At 30.2% G+C, this 16,586-nt stretch carries 16 protein-coding genes; 1 reads left to right on the top strand and 15 read right to left on the bottom strand.

What is annotated here, in order from left to right; translation table 11 throughout:
- Positions 1-4: 4 nt before the first annotated feature.
- The 14 genes from MR285_RS05620 to MR285_RS05560 form a co-directional block, all read right to left on the bottom strand.
- On the bottom strand, positions 5-544 hold the full coding sequence (locus MR285_RS05620) for a YgjP-like metallopeptidase domain-containing protein (protein WP_293558883.1): 540 nt from the start codon (positions 542-544) through the stop codon (positions 5-7).
- A 1-nt stretch (position 545) separates the two neighbouring features.
- Positions 546-2,009, bottom strand: a complete 1,464-nt coding sequence (cls, locus tag MR285_RS05615; protein WP_293558881.1) for a cardiolipin synthase — start codon at positions 2,007-2,009, stop codon at positions 546-548.
- 12 nt (positions 2,010-2,021) lie between these two features.
- Positions 2,022-3,845 (bottom strand): translational GTPase TypA, encoded by a 1,824-nt coding sequence (gene typA / locus MR285_RS05610; RefSeq protein WP_293558879.1) that lies wholly within the window; start codon positions 3,843-3,845, stop codon positions 2,022-2,024.
- A 115-nt stretch (positions 3,846-3,960) separates the two neighbouring features.
- Complete coding sequence (gene hisS / locus MR285_RS05605; RefSeq protein ID WP_293558877.1) at positions 3,961-5,268, bottom strand: histidine--tRNA ligase; 1,308 nt, start codon at positions 5,266-5,268, stop codon at positions 3,961-3,963.
- Positions 5,269-5,584: 316 nt separating this feature from the next.
- Entirely contained in the window at positions 5,585-7,069 is a 1,485-nt protein-coding gene (locus tag MR285_RS05600; protein ID WP_293558875.1) for an aldehyde dehydrogenase family protein, read from the bottom strand.
- Positions 7,070-7,702: 633 nt separating this feature from the next.
- Positions 7,703-7,951 (bottom strand): IS3 family transposase, encoded by a 249-nt coding sequence (locus tag MR285_RS08335; RefSeq protein ID WP_366934095.1) that lies wholly within the window; start codon positions 7,949-7,951, stop codon positions 7,703-7,705.
- Positions 7,952-8,069: 118 nt separating this feature from the next.
- The gene (locus tag MR285_RS05595) at positions 8,070-8,450 is read right to left on the bottom strand and encodes an IS3 family transposase (RefSeq protein ID WP_293558873.1); all 381 of its coding nucleotides are present in this window, start codon (positions 8,448-8,450) and stop codon (positions 8,070-8,072) included.
- A gap of 112 nt (positions 8,451-8,562) precedes the next feature.
- On the bottom strand, positions 8,563-9,132 hold the full coding sequence (locus tag MR285_RS05590; protein ID WP_293558871.1) for a transposase: 570 nt from the start codon (positions 9,130-9,132) through the stop codon (positions 8,563-8,565).
- Positions 9,133-9,167: 35 nt separating this feature from the next.
- Positions 9,168-9,977, bottom strand: coding sequence for a glutamate racemase (gene murI, locus MR285_RS05585; RefSeq protein WP_293558869.1), 810 nt, complete (start codon positions 9,975-9,977; stop codon positions 9,168-9,170).
- 141 nt (positions 9,978-10,118) lie between these two features.
- On the bottom strand, positions 10,119-11,333 hold the full coding sequence (gene gltS, locus MR285_RS05580; RefSeq protein WP_293558867.1) for a sodium/glutamate symporter: 1,215 nt from the start codon (positions 11,331-11,333) through the stop codon (positions 10,119-10,121).
- Between the two features lie 429 nt (positions 11,334-11,762).
- Positions 11,763-12,233: a hypothetical protein gene (locus MR285_RS05575; RefSeq protein ID WP_293558865.1), complete on the bottom strand. Its 471-nt coding sequence runs from the start codon at positions 12,231-12,233 to the stop codon at positions 11,763-11,765.
- Positions 12,226-12,444 carry a helix-turn-helix transcriptional regulator gene (locus MR285_RS05570; protein ID WP_293558863.1) on the bottom strand — a complete coding sequence of 73 codons (219 nt, stop codon included), beginning with the start codon at positions 12,442-12,444 and terminating at the stop codon, positions 12,226-12,228. The genes MR285_RS05575 and MR285_RS05570 overlap by 8 nt, the downstream gene beginning before the upstream one ends.
- An 8-nt stretch (positions 12,445-12,452) precedes the next feature.
- Entirely contained in the window at positions 12,453-12,923 is a 471-nt protein-coding gene (locus MR285_RS05565; protein ID WP_293558861.1) for a DUF2975 domain-containing protein, read from the bottom strand.
- Positions 12,924-13,262: 339 nt separating this feature from the next.
- Complete coding sequence (locus MR285_RS05560) at positions 13,263-14,480, bottom strand: poly(R)-hydroxyalkanoic acid synthase subunit PhaE (protein WP_293558859.1); 1,218 nt, start codon at positions 14,478-14,480, stop codon at positions 13,263-13,265.
- Between the two features lie 363 nt (positions 14,481-14,843).
- Between MR285_RS05560 and MR285_RS05555 the strand changes: the two genes are divergently transcribed.
- Positions 14,844-15,437 (top strand): leucine-rich repeat domain-containing protein, encoded by a 594-nt coding sequence (locus MR285_RS05555; RefSeq protein WP_293558857.1) that lies wholly within the window; start codon positions 14,844-14,846, stop codon positions 15,435-15,437.
- Between the two features lie 87 nt (positions 15,438-15,524).
- Here the strand turns inward: MR285_RS05555 and MR285_RS05550 are convergent, their stop codons facing one another.
- The gene (locus tag MR285_RS05550; protein ID WP_293558855.1) at positions 15,525-16,523 is read right to left on the bottom strand and encodes an ornithine cyclodeaminase family protein; all 999 of its coding nucleotides are present in this window, start codon (positions 16,521-16,523) and stop codon (positions 15,525-15,527) included.
- Positions 16,524-16,586 lie beyond the last annotated feature (63 nt).

Genomic DNA, 16,586 nt, shown 5'->3' with positions numbered 1-16,586 from the left:
TCACCTATCTCTTTAATTCTCTTTCAATTTCTTCATAATTTGGCATATACTTTTTGCACTCACTAATAAATTTTTCGTCGTGATAAAAATATTTTAAATGCACAAGTTCGTGTAGCACCACTGCTTCAATTTGTTCAATTGGTCTTTCTGCAAGATAAAGATTTATCTTTATGTTACCACTTTTTGGATAACATGTACCCCATCTTACTTTCATTTTTCGTATTTGAACTGTTTTTGGTGAAAGTCCCGTGATTTTTTCGTATTTTTCAAAAATACCCTCTAGTACTTTTTTTAGTTCTAAGCGATAAATTTTTTCTATTTCTTTTTCAGATTTTGCTTCTAATTTTTCGCCAAACAAGTGATTTTTGTATCTCTTTTTACTAGAGTCCTCTTCCTTTAGTCTTTCAATTGTATCTAAATTATTTTTTATAATACTTTTTATTTCTCTTTCACTTGTTCTTTTTGGTGCTGATACCTTTATTATACCATCTTCTACTTTTATTCGAAGGTTTTTTATATTTTTTCTATTTATTTCTATTTCCATTTTATAAAATCGGAGACAATAGTCTTGATATGGACTCTCTAAACTTTGTGAATCTCGACCTATTGTTATACATTTCTGGAGTTATTTCTGTACAAGATTTTAAATCTTCTTTAAAGTCTTCCTTTAATTTTTTATTTAATTCTTCATCATATAAAAAGGCATTTACCTCAAAATTTAGTTCAAAGGATCTTATGTCAAAATTTGCAGTACCAACACTTGCTAGATAATCGTCTGATATAACTATTTTTGTGTGAAGAAATCCACCTTCGTATTGATATACATGTGCTCCCCATTTTAAAAGTTCTCCCATAAAGGAAAGTGATGCCCAATGTACAAATACATGATCTCTCTTTTTGGGAAACATTAGATGAACCTCAACTCCACTTAATGCCGCAACCTTTAAAGCTTTTAAAAGTCCTTCATCAGGCACAAAGTATGGCGTTTGGATATATACTTCCTTTCTAGCTGATGTTATTAACTTTTCGTATCCATTTCTTATGGAATCTGCCTTAGTGTCTGGCCCACTTGTAACAATATTTATATCAATGCCATCTTCTATTTCAGGGAAAAGTTCTGTGGTAAATCCCTTTGTATAATCATCTGATGCAAATTTGAAATCTAAGAAAAATCTCCATGCAAGTCCATTTACTGCCGGTCCTTCAATTCTAAGATGTGTGTCTCTCCAAAATCCCATTGTCCCCTTTGAAACATATTCATCGCCGACATTAAAGCCGCCTACATAGCCAATTCTCTTGTCTATTACTACTATTTTTCTGTGATTTCTATAATTTATGTGAGTGTTAATTTTAGAAAAAACGCCTGGGAAGAATATTGCAAGCTTTACTCCTGCTTCTTTTAAATCTTTTCTATCCTTTATAGTCATCTTCCTAATGCCCATTCCGTCAATTAAAAGATAGACGTCTAAGCCTTCTATTGCTTTTTCCTTTAATATATTTGTAAACTCAGTGGAAAGCTCATCAGATTTATAAATATAATACTGCACATAAATTGTGTGTTTTGCATTCTTCAAGTCCTCGAATAAATCTTTGAATTTACTTTTACCTTCATTGTATTTTTTTACTCTGTTATTTGTGTAAAGAATTTCCCCTTCTGCACGATTAAACATCTCAATCATGTCAACATGAGCCTTTGTCCTCTCCTTTGAGTATACAAATGTCCCATCTTTTATTGCTTTAAGCTGTGCCACTGATTCCTTTTCCAAAATTTTATCGGCTATGCTTTTTCCAGCAAATATCTTAGATTTTGAAATGTCCTGACCTATAAATAGATATAAGATGAATCCTATTACTGGCAAAAAGTTTATCGCCATTACCCAAAGTAGTGTGGAAACTGGCTTTTTATTGTCGTATAAAACTATGAATGCTGAAATTAATACATTTGCTATAAATAGTAAAGAATATATCTGAGCAAAGTTTTTTAACATTCCAAAATAGGCACTAAACATTAAACACCTCTATTATTTGTTTTTCTTTGATTTATATCTTTGTTGTGAATCTAAAATTTTCTTTCTAAGTCTAAATTCATTTGGCGTTATTTCTATTAATTCGTCATCCTCTATAAATTCAAGCGCTTCTTCAAGACTCATCTTTTTAACTGGAGAAAGTCTTAAGGCATCATCAGAACCTGAAGCTCTGACATTAGTTTGTTTCTTTGCCTTTGTAACGGAAACTTCTATTTCAATTCCCTTTGGAGATTCGCCCACAACTTGACCTTCATATACATTTTCGCCTGGTTCTACAAATAAAGTTCCACGTTCTTGTGCATTGTTAAGTCCATAAGTTGACGCAACACCTGTGTCAAAGGATACAATTGACGCATTAACTCTTCTTGGAATTTCACCCTTAAAAGGTACATAACCTTCGAATATAGAATTTAAAATTCCACTTCCCTTTGTATCAGTCATAAATTCTGTTCTATAACCAATAAGTCCTCTTGAAGGAATTATAAATTCAAGTCTTTGATAACCGCCATTAGGTTCAACTATGTTTACAAGTTCGCCCTTTCTTCTTCCAAGTTTTTCTATTACAGATCCAGCGTAAACACTATCTACGTCAATAGTAACTCTTTCAGTTGGTTCAAGCTTTTTACCGTTTTCGTCATATTTATAAAGAACTTGTGGTTTAGAAACTTGAAATTCGTAACCTTCACGTCTCATATTTTCAATTAGTACAGAAAGATGAAGTTCTCCTCTGCCACTTACCTTAAAAGAATCAGTAGTATCTGTTTCTTCAACTCTTAGTCCTACATCAGTTTGTAGTTCTCGATTAAGTCTTGCCTTGATTTGTCTTGATGTCAAAAATTTTCCAACTCTTCCTGCGAAAGGAGAATTGTTTACAGAAAAATTCATAGATATAGTTGGCTCAGAAATTTTTACAAATTCAAGTCCTTCAGTATCTTCAGTTGATGTAATAGTATCTCCAATGTTGATTCCCTCAATTCCTGTAACTGCAACAATAGATCCAGATCTTGATGAGTTAACTTCTACTCTATTTAGCCCTTCAAACTCATAAATTTGTGCAATTTTAATATTTTCTTTGAAGTCTGGTTTTAATTTATTTACTCTAACAAGTTTGTCATTTTCTTTTATAACGCCTTGTTCAATTTTTCCAATGCCAATTCTTCCAACATATTCATTGTAGTCAATTGTTGAAATTAATAGTTTAAAAGGTTCGTCATCTCTATTTTCTGGTGCTGGAATGTATTTTATAATAGTTTCAAAAAGTGGATCCATGTTTTCCATCTTATCATCTAAATCAAGTGCAGCCACACCTTGCTTTGCTGATGCAAATACAAAAGGACAGTCCAATATGTCGCCATCTGCACCAAGTTCAATAAATAAATCTAAAACTTCATCTACAACATCAAGTGGTCTCGCTTCTGGTCTATCAACTTTGTTTATGCAGACAATTACTGGAAGGTTTAGTTCAAAACTTTTCTTCAACACAAATTTAGTTTGTGGCATTGGACCTTCAAAGGCATCAACTAATAAAACAACGCCATTAACCATCTTTAACACACGTTCAACTTCTCCCCCAAAGTCAGCGTGTCCTGGAGTATCAATTATGTTAATCTTAACACCATTGTGATTTACGGCAGTGTTTTTGGAAAGGATAGTAATACCTCTTTCCCTTTCAATGTCGTTAGAGTCCATAACTCTGTCATTTACTTGTTGATTTTCTCTAAAAATGCCTGATTGTCTTAGTAGTGCATCTACAAGTGTAGTCTTGCCATGATCGACATGGGCAATAATTGCTATATTTCTAATATCTTCTCTTTTCAAAATTTCATCTCATTTCTTCAAACTTCTATCCTATTTTAATCTTAAATAAAAAAAAGTGCAACAAAAGTTGCAGCTTTTCTTGTATAATTTGGGATTTTATTAAAATTAGTACCAATTAATTTTTAAATTTTTCAACTAATTCATCAAAAGAAACTTCAACTTGCTCTCCACTCTTCATGTTCTTTAAACTGTATCTTCTATTTTTTACTTCTTCTTCTCCAAGAACAATTACATAGTTAACCTTAGTTTGATCGGCATACTTGAATTTTTTCTTTAACTTCGCAAATTCTGTATACACAGAAACTTTTAGTCCCTTTTCCCTTAGTTCACTAAGTAGTTTTATCCCATCATGTATACAATCATCCATTGGAATTATTAAAAGATCGACTAGAGATTTTTCTTCACTAGAAATAATCTTTGCTTCATTTAATTGATAAAAAAGCCTTGAAAGTCCAATGGAAAGTCCAACTCCTGGAAGAACTTTGTCTGTGTAGTAACTTGCTAAGTCTTCATACCTTCCACCAGAGCAAACTGAGCCAATCTTTGGATAATTATCAAGGGTAGTTTCATAAACCGTTCCAGTGTAATAATCTAATCCCCTTGCAATTTTTAAATCTATGTCAAAGCAATTTTCATCAATTCCAAAATCCCTCATATAACCAATTACTTGTGTTATTTCATCAAGTCCTTCGAGGAAAATTTTATTCTCAATCTTTAAATCTTCTAATGATTTAATAATTTCGTCTACGCTTCCCTTAATTTTTATAAAATCTAGAATTTTTTCGCCAGATTCTTTATCAACACCAAGTTCTGTAAGCTCAGATAACACATTTTCTTCGCCAATTTTGTCGATTTTATCTACAACTCTTAAAACATTCATTGAGTCTTCAATGCCAAGGGAAGCAAAAAAGCCCTTTAAAATTTTTCTATTGTTAATGTGAATTGTAAAATCAGTAAATCCTAAATCCTTAAATGTATGATATATTACAACTGGAAATTCTGCGTCATTTACAAGTGACAACTCTCCCATTCCAATTGTGTCAATATCACATTGGTAGAACTCTCTAAAACGTCCCTTTTGAGCCTTTTCACCTCTATACACCTTTCCTATTTGGTATCTTTTAAAAGGAAAGGACAAGTCGTTCATGTGTTCCGCAGTGTATCTAGCTAGTGGAACTGTCAGGTCAAATCTAAGACTCATGTCAGTGTCGCCCTTGCTAAATCTATAAATTTGTTTTTCAGTTTCTCCGCCACCCTTTGCTAGTAGAACTTCAGATTTTTCTATAACTGGCGTATCTATTGGCAAAAAACCGTGCTTCTCAAAATTTTCTCTTATTATATCTCTCATCTCGTTAAAAAGCATTTGGTCTTTTGGGAGTAGTTCCATAAATCCCGGAAGGGTTGAAGGTTTAACTATACTCATGATATCACTCCTATTTTTATTTTTTGTACTTATTATATTTTATTTTATCACATAATCTTTACTTTTTGTACTTTTGTATAGTATTAAGTGAAAGTATTTTTATAATTTTATATTAAATTAATTGGCATCTTTTTTTGCATATTATTTTGTTGCTTTATGATTAAAATTTTCGATAAAATAACTAATAATTATATTTATCATGAATCTCCAAATATTTTTATGCGGAAAAAGATTTTAAAATTAAATTCAAACATTTTAAAAGGGCCAATAGTTTAGACTACTAGCCCTTTATTTAAATTTTACTTTTTATTTTGTATTAATAAAGTCCTGATGGTTTTTCAGAAATATTTATAAAAATATTTTTAACTTGTGAATAAGCATCAAGCATCATCTTGTGATTTTCTCTACCTATACCAGATTTTTTATATCCGCCAAAAGGTGCCCCTGCTGGAAGTTGGTTATAAGTGTTAACCCACATTCTTCCAGTTTCAATTCCTCTAGCAACTCTAATTGCCTTATTGATGTCTTTAGTCCAAACAGCACCTGCAAGACCATAATCTGAATCATTTGCCATTTTTATAACTTCATCTTCATCTTTAAACTTAATTACAACTGCAACTGGTCCAAAAATTTCGTCTCTTGCAACTTTCATGTCGTTCCTTACATTCGTTATAAGAGTTGGCATTGTAAAGTATCCATTTTCTGTGCCATTCTTTGTAGCTTTTTCTCCACCAACGGCAATTGTTGCTCCTTCTTTCTTAGCAATTTCAACATAGCCTAAGACTTTTTCAATTTGAGCTTTATTTACTTGTGCACCTACTTGAGTATCTTCTTCCCAAGGAAGTCCAACTTTAATATTTTGGAATTTCTCAATTGCCCTTTCAATAAATTCATCGTAAATATTTTCGTGAACAAAAACTCTTGAACCTGCACAACATACTTGACCTTGGTTAAACAAAATTCCCATAGCAAGTCCATCTATTGCAAGATCCATGTCGCAATCATCGAAAAAGATATTTGCTGACTTTCCGCCAAGCTCTAGTGTCGCTGGAATTAGTCTATCTGCTGCAGCACTTGCAATTTTGTACCCAATTTCAGTTGAACCAGTAAAGGCAAGTTTAGAAAGTCCCTTGTGGTGTTGCAAATATTCGCCAGATTTTGAACCAGAACCAGTTACAACATTTATAACTCCCTTTGGCACAACATCTTTAATTAGCTTCATTAATTCAAGAAGTGAAAGAGAAGTTGTTGAAGATGGTTTAATAACAACGGCATCTCCCGCTGCAAGAGCTGGAGATAATTTCCATGCTGCCATCAAAAATGGAAAATTCCATGGAATAATCTGACCGACAACTCCAAGTGGTTCACGAAGAACTATGGAAAGTGTGTTTTCGTCAATTGCATTTGCAGTTCCCTCTTCTGCTAAAATTGCACCTGCAAAATATCTAAAGTGTTCAGAAGCTAGTGGAATATCTATATTTCTAGTTTCTCTAATTGGCTTACCATTGTCTAATGTCTCAACCATTGCAAGATGTTCAGCATTTTCGTCAATTATATCTGCAATTTTATTTAAAATTTTTGCTCTTTCATATTTATTAGTCTTTTTATACTCTTTAAATCCTTCCCAAGCAGCACTAACTGCATTGTCCACATCCTTTTCAGATGCTTGTGTAATGCTAGCTAAACGCTCGCCATCAGCTGGACAATATACATCAAGCATTTCTCCACTTTCTCCTGGGACAAATTCTCCACCAATAAATAGTTCGTATTTTTTATCTAATTTAATTTTTGGTTTACTCATAATACACTCCTTATTCTTAATTTAATGCATCATAAAAAGCTTTCATATAAGAAATACCCCTCATAATTAATTTAAAACGCATAATGTTTATATTTTAATTATAGATTATTTTTTAACAATATTTTACACCACAAGATGAAATTTTAACAATATAACAATATATGTAAGAAATATTTTTAAAGACAATAAATAAGACTTTTGAAAGCAAACAAAATAGAGCCATGTAGACTAGATCGTAAAAGAAAAATTGCATACTGTTTTGTAGTACCAACAATCAATACTTTAAAAGAATTTTAAGCATTTGATAATATAGAAGATCAATTAGATTGTAAGGCATATTTCCGTGATCCTTATTGTGCATTGCAGAATTGCACAAATGAAAATAACAATGGCCTTTTAAGAGAATTTTATTCTAAAGAAATATGTTTATATGAATTAAATACAGTTGATTTAAAAACAACATAGAATTAATCAATACAATTCAAGAAAATTTATAAAATATAACTACTAAATAAAAACTCTTTGGTTGCTTACCCTATGTATCGCATTTGATTTGACAATTCGTCTAAATAAAAACATGGTGCTTATTAAGGATGTGCACCCTTAAACGCGGATATTAATATTTGATTTTTACTAAGCGGACTGAAGCCTATACTTAATAGGTGAAAATCCGTTTAGTTTTGTCTTAATTCTATCATAGTTATACCAATTAATATATCTTACTATCTCTCTACTCAATGCTTCTATACTAGTATATTTAACACCATAATACATTTCTTGTTTTAAAAGCCATAAGAAATTTTCCATAGGGGAATTGTCTAAACAATTCCCGCGTCTAGACATACTTTGTGTGATTCCATTTTCTTCTAAGGTTTTACCCAAGATTTATGCTGATAATGGAATCCTTAGTCTGTGTAAATCATTAGATGATGATTAGATGGAAGCTTTGCTATCGTTTTTCTTAAAGATTGGTTGGTAAATGCTACATTAGGTGATGTAATTAGGCTAAAGGAAATAATTTCACTATTAAATAAATCCATAACGGGAACAGATAGAGTCTAATCTCTGAGTTATGTATCTTAAACTCAGTAACATCACTTACCCATAGTTCATTTGGTTTATTAACTTCAAAATTTCTGTCAAGTACATTATCAGCTATATTGCCCACTTCGCCCTTAAAGGAACTGTAGCCTCTGCTTCTTCTCTGAAACTTCTTACATAACAAATTATTTTCTCTCATTAATCGTAGAACTTTTTTATGATTAACGACGATTCCCTTTTTTCTAAGTACAATAGTTGCTCTTCTATATTCATAAGTTCCCCTTGACTCAGAAATTATTTCTTTGATTTCACCCACTACTTCAGGTTCTTCTGTGTCCATTTGATGTAGCTTTTCTTCCCATTCATAAAATGATAATCTAGGTAGTTTTGCTATATTAAGCATTATTTTAGGATGGTTTTGCCTTAACTCCAGCACTATTTTCGTTTTCTCTTTATTTGAAATCTTTTCTCCTGGAGCAAGCATCTAACTTTTTTAGATAAAGTAACTCTGCTTCTAGGTATTGATTTCTTTCTCTTAACTCAATTAATTCTTCTCTCTCGGATTTATCTAGTTTCTTAGGCTCATTAGTTCCTTTAGGCATATCAGAACCTCCATTATTCTTGAGTCTTCCTACAGGACCACATAAAGATTCAAATCCCTCTTCTTTATATTTTCTATTCCAATTAGCACTGGTATATGGATTTTTGATATTGAAATGTTCTACGGTCTCTTTGTAGGATAATTTATGATTTCGCCTATATTGTAATACAGATAACTTAAATTCTCCAGTATAATTGGTTTTAGACATAGATTTATTTAACACTTCTTCACCATACATTTTGTATAAACGTATCCAATTTTCAATTGCAGAATCTTTAAGATCATAATTATCGCAAAGATATTTCCTTCCATATCTCTGTTCATTCTCTATTATAATTTTTAACTTCGTTTCATAATAATATTTTGACATTAAAATACCCCCTAATCCATGTACGGATTTAGGGGGCACTACATAATCCAAAGCACCTCATAAAAATTCTTTATATTATTTTATAATTAAATAAATACTTCTTTGAATGATTCTTCGTTATCAGTATCTATCACATTTTCAACAGTATTTTTGAATTTTCCCAAGTTATTAGTTGAGAAGAAATCAATTTTAGGATTTTTTTCTTGATTTAACAAGTCATCTTTTCTTAAAATGTCTTTCAAAGCAACAGCCGTTCTATTGGCAGGATCTACCAATTTAACCTTTCTATTTTGCTTTTCAAAAATTTTTTCGAAAGCTTCTCTTGCAAGTGGAAAATGTGTACAACCTAAAATTAATGTATCATAGTCAAAATCTTCAAATTCATTTAAATAATTTGTAATAGTTTTTTCTACAATATCGTTGTTCAAATTTCCATTTTCAACATCTAATACTAACTGAGGAGCTCCTACACCCTTTAAAACTATATTTTTGTTAAATTTTTTAATAGTTTCCTCATAAACTTTTGACTTTACTGTACCTTCTGTAGCAATAAGTGCAACTTTGTTATTTTTAGTAACTAAATAAGCATAACTACAAGCTGGTTCTACAACTCCAACCACTGGTATATCTAATTTTTCTTGTGCGTTCTTTAGCCCATAACAAGTAGCAGTATTACAAGCTATAACTATACCCTTAACTCCTTGTTCTGCTAAAAAGTTTAAGCATTCAAATGTTGAGCTTTCTACATCTTTAGGAGTTCTAACACCATAAGGCATTCTCAAAGTATCACCTATATATTTAAAATTTTCTTCTGGAAATACTTTTAATAATTCCTTTAGTACAGAAAGCCCACCTACACCACTATCAAAAACTCCTATCGGATCATTTTTTTTCATTTTAAATTGCTCCTTTTAACTCACAATATTATTAATCACTTTTATCATTTGATAAAATTCCAATTTAATTTAATATTTTTAAATTTATAATAAATCTTAATAAAAAGGCACCAGACATTATCTGGTGCTTTTTAGTCTTTATTAAGCAAATATACCTAAGAATATTGTTATTATAAAAACATTTGTGAAGTCGATAAACATGCCCCCTACTATTGGAAGTACAAAGAATGCCATCTTTGAATAAACAAATTTATCACAAATAGATTCCATATTAGCTACACCATTAGGTGTCGCACCCATACCAAATCCACAATGTCCTCCAGCAATAACTGCTGCATCATAATTGTTACCCATAGCTTTAAATGTTACGAAGTAAGCAAATATAGCCATTAATACTGTTTGTGCAGCAAGTAAAATTAGCATTGGAACTGCTAGTTCTACTAATTGCCATAATTTCAATGTCATTAATGCCATTGATAAGAATAGATTAAGTCCTAATTCTCCAGCAATTGAAACTTCTTCATTTGGAAGGAAGTTTGATCCCTTATCAGAAATATATCTAAAAAGAATACCAAGAAGCATTGGTCCAATGTAAATTGGAAGTGCTGCCTTGTCTGTAAACTTAGCAATTTGCCCATTTAAAAACGCTGAAATATAAACTCCTATACCCATAGCAACTAGAATGGCAAAAAATCCAATTTGAATCTTTCTTCCATCCAAAATCTTATCTTCTTGCTTTAAAATAGATTCATCAACTTCTACTTCTTTTTCTAATTTTTTCTTTTCAACAAGATTATTTTTAAGGATAAGTTTGTTTGCTAATGGACCACCCATTAATGAACCCATTACTAATCCAAACGTTGCTGCTGAATAAGCTACAGTTTCTGCTCCTGTTATACCAGCTGCTTCAACAAGCGGTGCAATACCTGCACTTGTTCCGTGACCACCAGTCATAGGTGTTGAACCTGTCATAAGTGCAAGTCCTGGTTCTACTCCTACAGGTCCAGCCAATGCAATTGCTAAAATATTTTGTAGTACGCATAGAATGCTCGCGATTATTAAAAACTTAATAACCTTAGGTCCACCAATTTTAAGAACTTTGATACTTGCTCCAAAACCAATACTAGTAAAAAATATTGTCATGAAAAATGATTGCAATGTAGTGTCGAATTCAAATGCAACTAAATTGTTTAATCTCAAAATTAAGTGAATTATCGCAAACAAGAACCCACCAATTACAGGTGCTGGAATAGCGAATTTTTGGAAGAAATAAACTTTATTCCTTATGTACCTACCGATTAGCAATAAAATAACTGCTAGACCAATTGTTTGGATCATATCCAATTCAATTGTCATAATAAATCACCTCTCCTTATTAATTTATAAATTAATTATATCAAAAGGTTTTCATTTTTAAAAGCTTTTTTGTGTTTAAATTTTTTATGAAAAAGATTTGTATATTCCTTTTTGTGCAAAAATTTTTCTATTCGTAATTTTTATTTTGTTTTGCATCAGTATTTTATTGTAGTAATTCGATTGTAATTGTCATTATTTATACTTCGTAAAATTTGTTTAATTTTCCCCTCCTAAGAAAAAACTATATTTAATTATAAAAATTGAACATTTAAACCATAAAATCTATAAAAGTTTTATATTCCTTCTTAATTAAACTTTCAATTTTTATTAGATTTGTATCAAGGAAAACATTATTAATACAATAAGTTTTAAATTATACAATTTAATAAATTGTAACAATTTTTTTTGGTATATTAGGAAAAAATTTTTTCAAGTATCCCATTGTAAAAATAAAATCTCGCACTTCTCATTGTCAATTAGAATGGCAATGTAATTTCCATATAAATTATTGTCATTGGTAGATTTAAAATATTTCTCATTACTTAGATCTATTGAAGTGTCAAATCCCCTCTTCTTAACATTATTATAGCACGTTTCTATGGCATCAACTTTGTCGCTATCTTTCGCAACTTTGTAATCTTTTAGTTCACTTTTTATTTTGTCAATATCATTTTTATCTACTGAAAATAAAATTGCAGCCTCGCCATCTCCATGAAAACTTGGTTCTTTTCTTAGTTCTCTAATTCTCTTTACACTAGATGGAAATTTAATTTTAAACTCATTTTCCACCTCTTTTACAGACTGTTCTCTATTGTCAGAAAGTAAAAATAAAATAGGAATCAAAGCTAAAAAAACTGCAAACATTAAAATCAAAACTTTTTTAAAACTCTTATCACTCATCTTTATCTCCTTGATACCTTAAAATATCGCCTACGTCGCAATTTAACACTCTGCAAATTTCTGAAAGAGTGGAAAATCTTATTGCCTTTGCCTTATTTGTCTTTAAAATAGATAAATTTGCAATAGTTATGCCCACGCGATCAGATAATTCTGTTAGGGTCATTTTATTTTTTGCAAGTTCAACATCTAAATCAACAATTATTTTTCCCATATTGCACCTCAAATAGTAAGATCATTTTCTTCTTTTAAGGCAATGCCCTCTTTTATTAAATCGCATAGAAGAAGAAAAATTTGTGCAATTAACATGGATAGAATGCCAAAACCAATGAAAATTAAATTTGTAATTGAGCCCTCTAAGTTAAAATTTGTGTAAATTATCGAAAGAATAGAAAGGAAAAAAATTCCAATAAAGCATAATGAAATGACTTGAAGATCAAAAAGCATTTTCTTTTCAAAAATACTATCTCCTTCATACTTTTTTAGTGCAAAAATTCCAAATAAAATTGCAAAAATTAATGCCAGAATTATCCCTTCGCACAAAAATAGCATTGGATATTTCATATTCACAAACATTGGATAAATCTCTCCCATGACCTTTGCAAATTTAAAAATTCCATAGGATGCCGCAGCCAAAATTACAATTGCAATAATTAAAAGTGACTTTATAAATTTAACTCTAAGTGATTTCATAATTGCCTCCTTTTTCATAAATATACCATATCATTTTATGTTTTTCAATAATTATTTATTGTTTTTCGATAAATTCTCATAAAACAAACTACCTTTTAAAGGATAAGTTTATCAAGTTCTATCAATTTATTTTCTAAAGCAAAATTATTGCGTATTTTGCCAATATCTTCAAAATCACTACCAGCATTATCTCTTTATAAATTTCTCTGATAATTATTGATTTTTTATGGTGTCTTTTAATAAAAACTTTTTATTAAAATATAAATTTAAAAACAAAAAAGTCTGCAGAATATTCCACAGACTTTTTAGGAGAAGATTTTTATTTTCTATTCAATTATTTTACTTATTTTTTTTAAGAGCAGCTATTTCTTTCTTTAATTCTTCGATTTCCTTTTTAACTGCTTCATTAGCTTCTAATTTTTTCTTTTCATTTTCTTCTTTTAATTTTTCTACTTCTTCTTTAAGAGCTTTGATTTCCTTTTCAGAATCTGTTTTAATCTTAGTAACCTTTCTTTCTAAACTTGTTTTAGCTCTTTTTTCGTCATCAAATTTCTTAGTTAGTCCCTCAACTTCACTCATGAATTTTTCTGCGTCCCTTGCAGTTGCAATTGGAAAGTCTGCTAATTTTTCAACAAGTCTTTCCTTGTATGCTTCTTTATTTTTTTCAACTATATCTAAAATTTCTTGTGCTTTTTCCTTATATTCTTCTGAATTAACAAGTTCTTTATAAGCTTTTTCGAAATTGTTCATATAGAATTTGTAAAAATCTGCAAAATCCTCTAATGAAGCTTCAGTTTCAAGTCCATCTATATAAGCTCGTTGTGCCTTTAATGCTGTTTCTTGATTTTTCTTTTCAAGGAATAAATTAAAATCTAAAAGTTTAAGTTCAAGGTCAAGATAATTTTGTAATTCTCTTTTTGATTTTTCATTTTCTTCAGGACTTACGCCAATAGTTGGCATTTCAAAAATCTTATCTAAAATTCCTTGATAAAAATCTTTTACATCTGAAACTAAAAGTTCTGGTCTATTTTTTATAGCATTTTCATAAAAGTCGATAGATCTTTTTGAATTTTCAATAACCGGTCTAATGAATTTTTCCAAATTAAAGTTTTCAAGAATTCTGTAATAACTATCTGGAATTAATTTATAGAAATATTTTTTAGACATTTCAACTAATTCATCGCTATATAGTTCAAACAATTCAATTAATTTATTTTGTGCAGCCACAAGGTCAAAATCCTTGTAAAAATCGTCATAAGCAAAGTAAAGTTTATTCAAAAATTCCATATTTTTTTTGTAACTTTCCAATGAATCTTCGTATCCTGGAACTTGTGAAAAAAATTCTCTAAAATTATTTTCAAATTTTTCATTCATTTCTTTGTAATTATTAAAAAATTCCATTGGGTTTTTAAAATTATTCACAAACATATTTGCCCCAAATGGCTTGAAGTCTCCGAACTTAAAAGATTCCATAAATTTGTTGTAAGCTTCCTTTTGATTTTCAAAAATATTTTTTTGCATCTCCATCATTTCTTCAAAAAAATTTTTATTTTCCATTTTTTCCTCCTTGTAAATACTATTCCACTAGTATCTCCATGCTTTCGCTTTACTAAATTATAACGATGAATTCTTATATAGTCAAATAATGACTACCTTTTCCCCTAAAATATTTTAAATTTTACCTATTCTTGACATGAATTACATCAAATTATTTTTCTATATTAATATTACCCAATAAAATAATTTATTATTTATATTTCGTAACAAATTTTATTTAATTCAAACTTTTAGTAAAAAACTTTTTTTAATTTATAAAAAATGTTCATCCTTTCTCTATTTTACAACCTTCCTTTATAAATTCTCACCACTATGTTATAATGTAATTAAGAAAAATTTATATAGGGGGAGGACATACATATTATGGAAAAACCTTGGGAGTTTGACGATTTTATATTTGATGGCGATGTGCTTAAAGGAATGACAAGAAAGGGCAAAGACAAAATCAAAAATGAAGAATTATTTGATATGGTAGTGCCTGCGGAAGGACCAGACGGAACTAAAATTAGAGTTATAGGAGAACAATGTTTCTTCAGAAGAAAACTTAACTCTATTGTAATTCCAAATACTGTTGAGGAAATTCAATATGAAGCTTTTGGAGTTAACAATTTAACTGAAGTAGAAATTCCTGATTCAGTTAAAAAAATTGATGCTTATGTATTTTACAGAAACAAATTAACTGATGTTAAGTTGCCTAAAAACCTAGAATACATTGGCGACAATGCTTTTTCTTTAAACGAAATTGGAGAAATTGAAATTCCTGATTCTGTTGAATTTATCGGTGTAAGTGCTTTTTACAAAAACAAACTTGAAGAAATTAAATTACCTAAAAACATCAAAGAAATTGACATGTATGCTTTCAGAAAAAATAATATAATGGAAGTTGGAGTACCAGCTGGTATGGAAAAATTTGACGACAGAGCTTTCGAAGAAAACACTGTTGTTAAAAGAGTATAATAAAATTTATTTTTAGCTGTTGCTATTAAGCAGCAGTTTTAAAAAAAAGAGCTGCCACATAAGTGACAGCTTTTTTAATATTCAAAATCACATTTCTATTTTTGTACCAATGTTTTTTTCTATTGCTAGTTCATAAATTTTTTCTGCTGCTACCAAATCAAGCCCTGCAAATCCAACAGTTTTAAACCACGTGATTTCATTTTCACTTGTCCTTCCAATTTCTCTACCTAAAATTAAATTTCCAAGTTCGTGGGAAACTTTCTCTCTTTTTAATATTCCCGATTTAATTGGAATTATTACATCGCCTGACTCCTTTAAAACTCCTTCCTTTGTGTCCGTAAAAATTTTATCGGCGCGAATTAAAAAATCTTCCGGAATCTCTTGCATATCAGGAGTGTAAGATCCAACTCCATTTACATGAACGCCTTTCTTAACTTTTTTGCCATCAAAGACTGGCTTTTTTGAAGTAGTAACAGTTGTAATGACATCAACATCTTCTATTACTTCTTCAGTTTTTTCTATTGCAATAATTTTTGCGCCGTAATCCCTTAACTTTTTCTCCATGTTTTTTGCAAATTCTTTTGCTCTTTCAAAATTCAAATCATATACATATGCTTTTTCAATTGGTCTAACTGCTAGGACTGCTTCAAGTTGCGTTTCTGCTTGTCCTCCAGTTCCTATGAGCAAAAATTTACTTGCATACTTATTTGATAAAATTTCCGTAGCGGCACCTGATACTGCTCCTGTGCGAAGTCTAGTCAAAATCGTTCCATCTAAAATTGCCTTTACAAATCCATTTTCTTTATTTATTAAAATCATAGTTGATGGCGATGTTACTAAGCCCTTTTCAATATTTTGTGGATATATGTCGATTATTTTCATTCCAAGGGCATCCTTATCTTCCACATAGCCCGGCATAAAAATTGCTGTGCTAGAACTTTTTTTATCAACGTCAATTACAGTCCTAAGAGGAATGTCGCACTTCCCTTCACTATAATTTTTTAGTGCCTCTTTGTCTGCCTCAATAATGTCCTTTATATTTACAGCCTCTAAAATATCTCTTTCTTTTAAAATTAATATTTCCATTTCAACCTTCTCTCCAAATTTATTTTTATTTTAATCCTAAAAAATTTTTTCTATATTTTTTAT

It is taken from the genome of Peptoniphilus sp., assembly GCF_022767005.1.
Lineage (GTDB): Bacteria > Bacillota > Clostridia > Tissierellales > Peptoniphilaceae > Peptoniphilus_A.
Note: the sequence above shows the minus strand (reverse complement) of the source record. Positions and strands in the feature narration are given on the sequence as shown.

Excerpts from the sequence above, each read along its gene's own strand:
- MR285_RS05575 (WP_293558865.1), bottom strand. The coding sequence starts at position 12,233 with ATGAGTGATAAGAGTTTTAAAAAAGTTTTGATTTTAATGTTTGCAGTT.
- MR285_RS05560 (WP_293558859.1), bottom strand. The coding sequence starts at position 14,480 with ATGGAAAATAAAAATTTTTTTGAAGAAATGATGGAGATGCAAAAAAAT.
- gltS (WP_293558867.1), bottom strand. The coding sequence starts at position 11,333 with ATGACAATTGAATTGGATATGATCCAAACAATTGGTCTAGCAGTTATT.
- MR285_RS05595 (WP_293558873.1), bottom strand. The coding sequence starts at position 8,450 with ATGGACACAGAAGAACCTGAAGTAGTGGGTGAAATCAAAGAAATAATT.
- MR285_RS05550 (WP_293558855.1), bottom strand. The coding sequence starts at position 16,523 with ATGGAAATATTAATTTTAAAAGAAAGAGATATTTTAGAGGCTGTAAAT.
- murI (WP_293558869.1), bottom strand. The coding sequence starts at position 9,977 with ATGAAAAAAAATGATCCGATAGGAGTTTTTGATAGTGGTGTAGGTGGG.
- MR285_RS05600 (WP_293558875.1), bottom strand. The coding sequence starts at position 7,069 with ATGAGTAAACCAAAAATTAAATTAGATAAAAAATACGAACTATTTATT.
- hisS (WP_293558877.1), bottom strand. The coding sequence starts at position 5,268 with ATGAGTATAGTTAAACCTTCAACCCTTCCGGGATTTATGGAACTACTC.
- MR285_RS05565 (WP_293558861.1), bottom strand. The coding sequence starts at position 12,923 with ATGAAATCACTTAGAGTTAAATTTATAAAGTCACTTTTAATTATTGCA.
- MR285_RS05555 (WP_293558857.1), top strand. The coding sequence starts at position 14,844 with ATGGAAAAACCTTGGGAGTTTGACGATTTTATATTTGATGGCGATGTG.
- MR285_RS05570 (WP_293558863.1), bottom strand. The coding sequence starts at position 12,444 with ATGGGAAAAATAATTGTTGATTTAGATGTTGAACTTGCAAAAAATAAA.
- MR285_RS05620 (WP_293558883.1), bottom strand. The coding sequence starts at position 544 with ATGGAAATAGAAATAAATAGAAAAAATATAAAAAACCTTCGAATAAAA.
- cls (WP_293558881.1), bottom strand. The coding sequence starts at position 2,009 with ATGTTTAGTGCCTATTTTGGAATGTTAAAAAACTTTGCTCAGATATAT.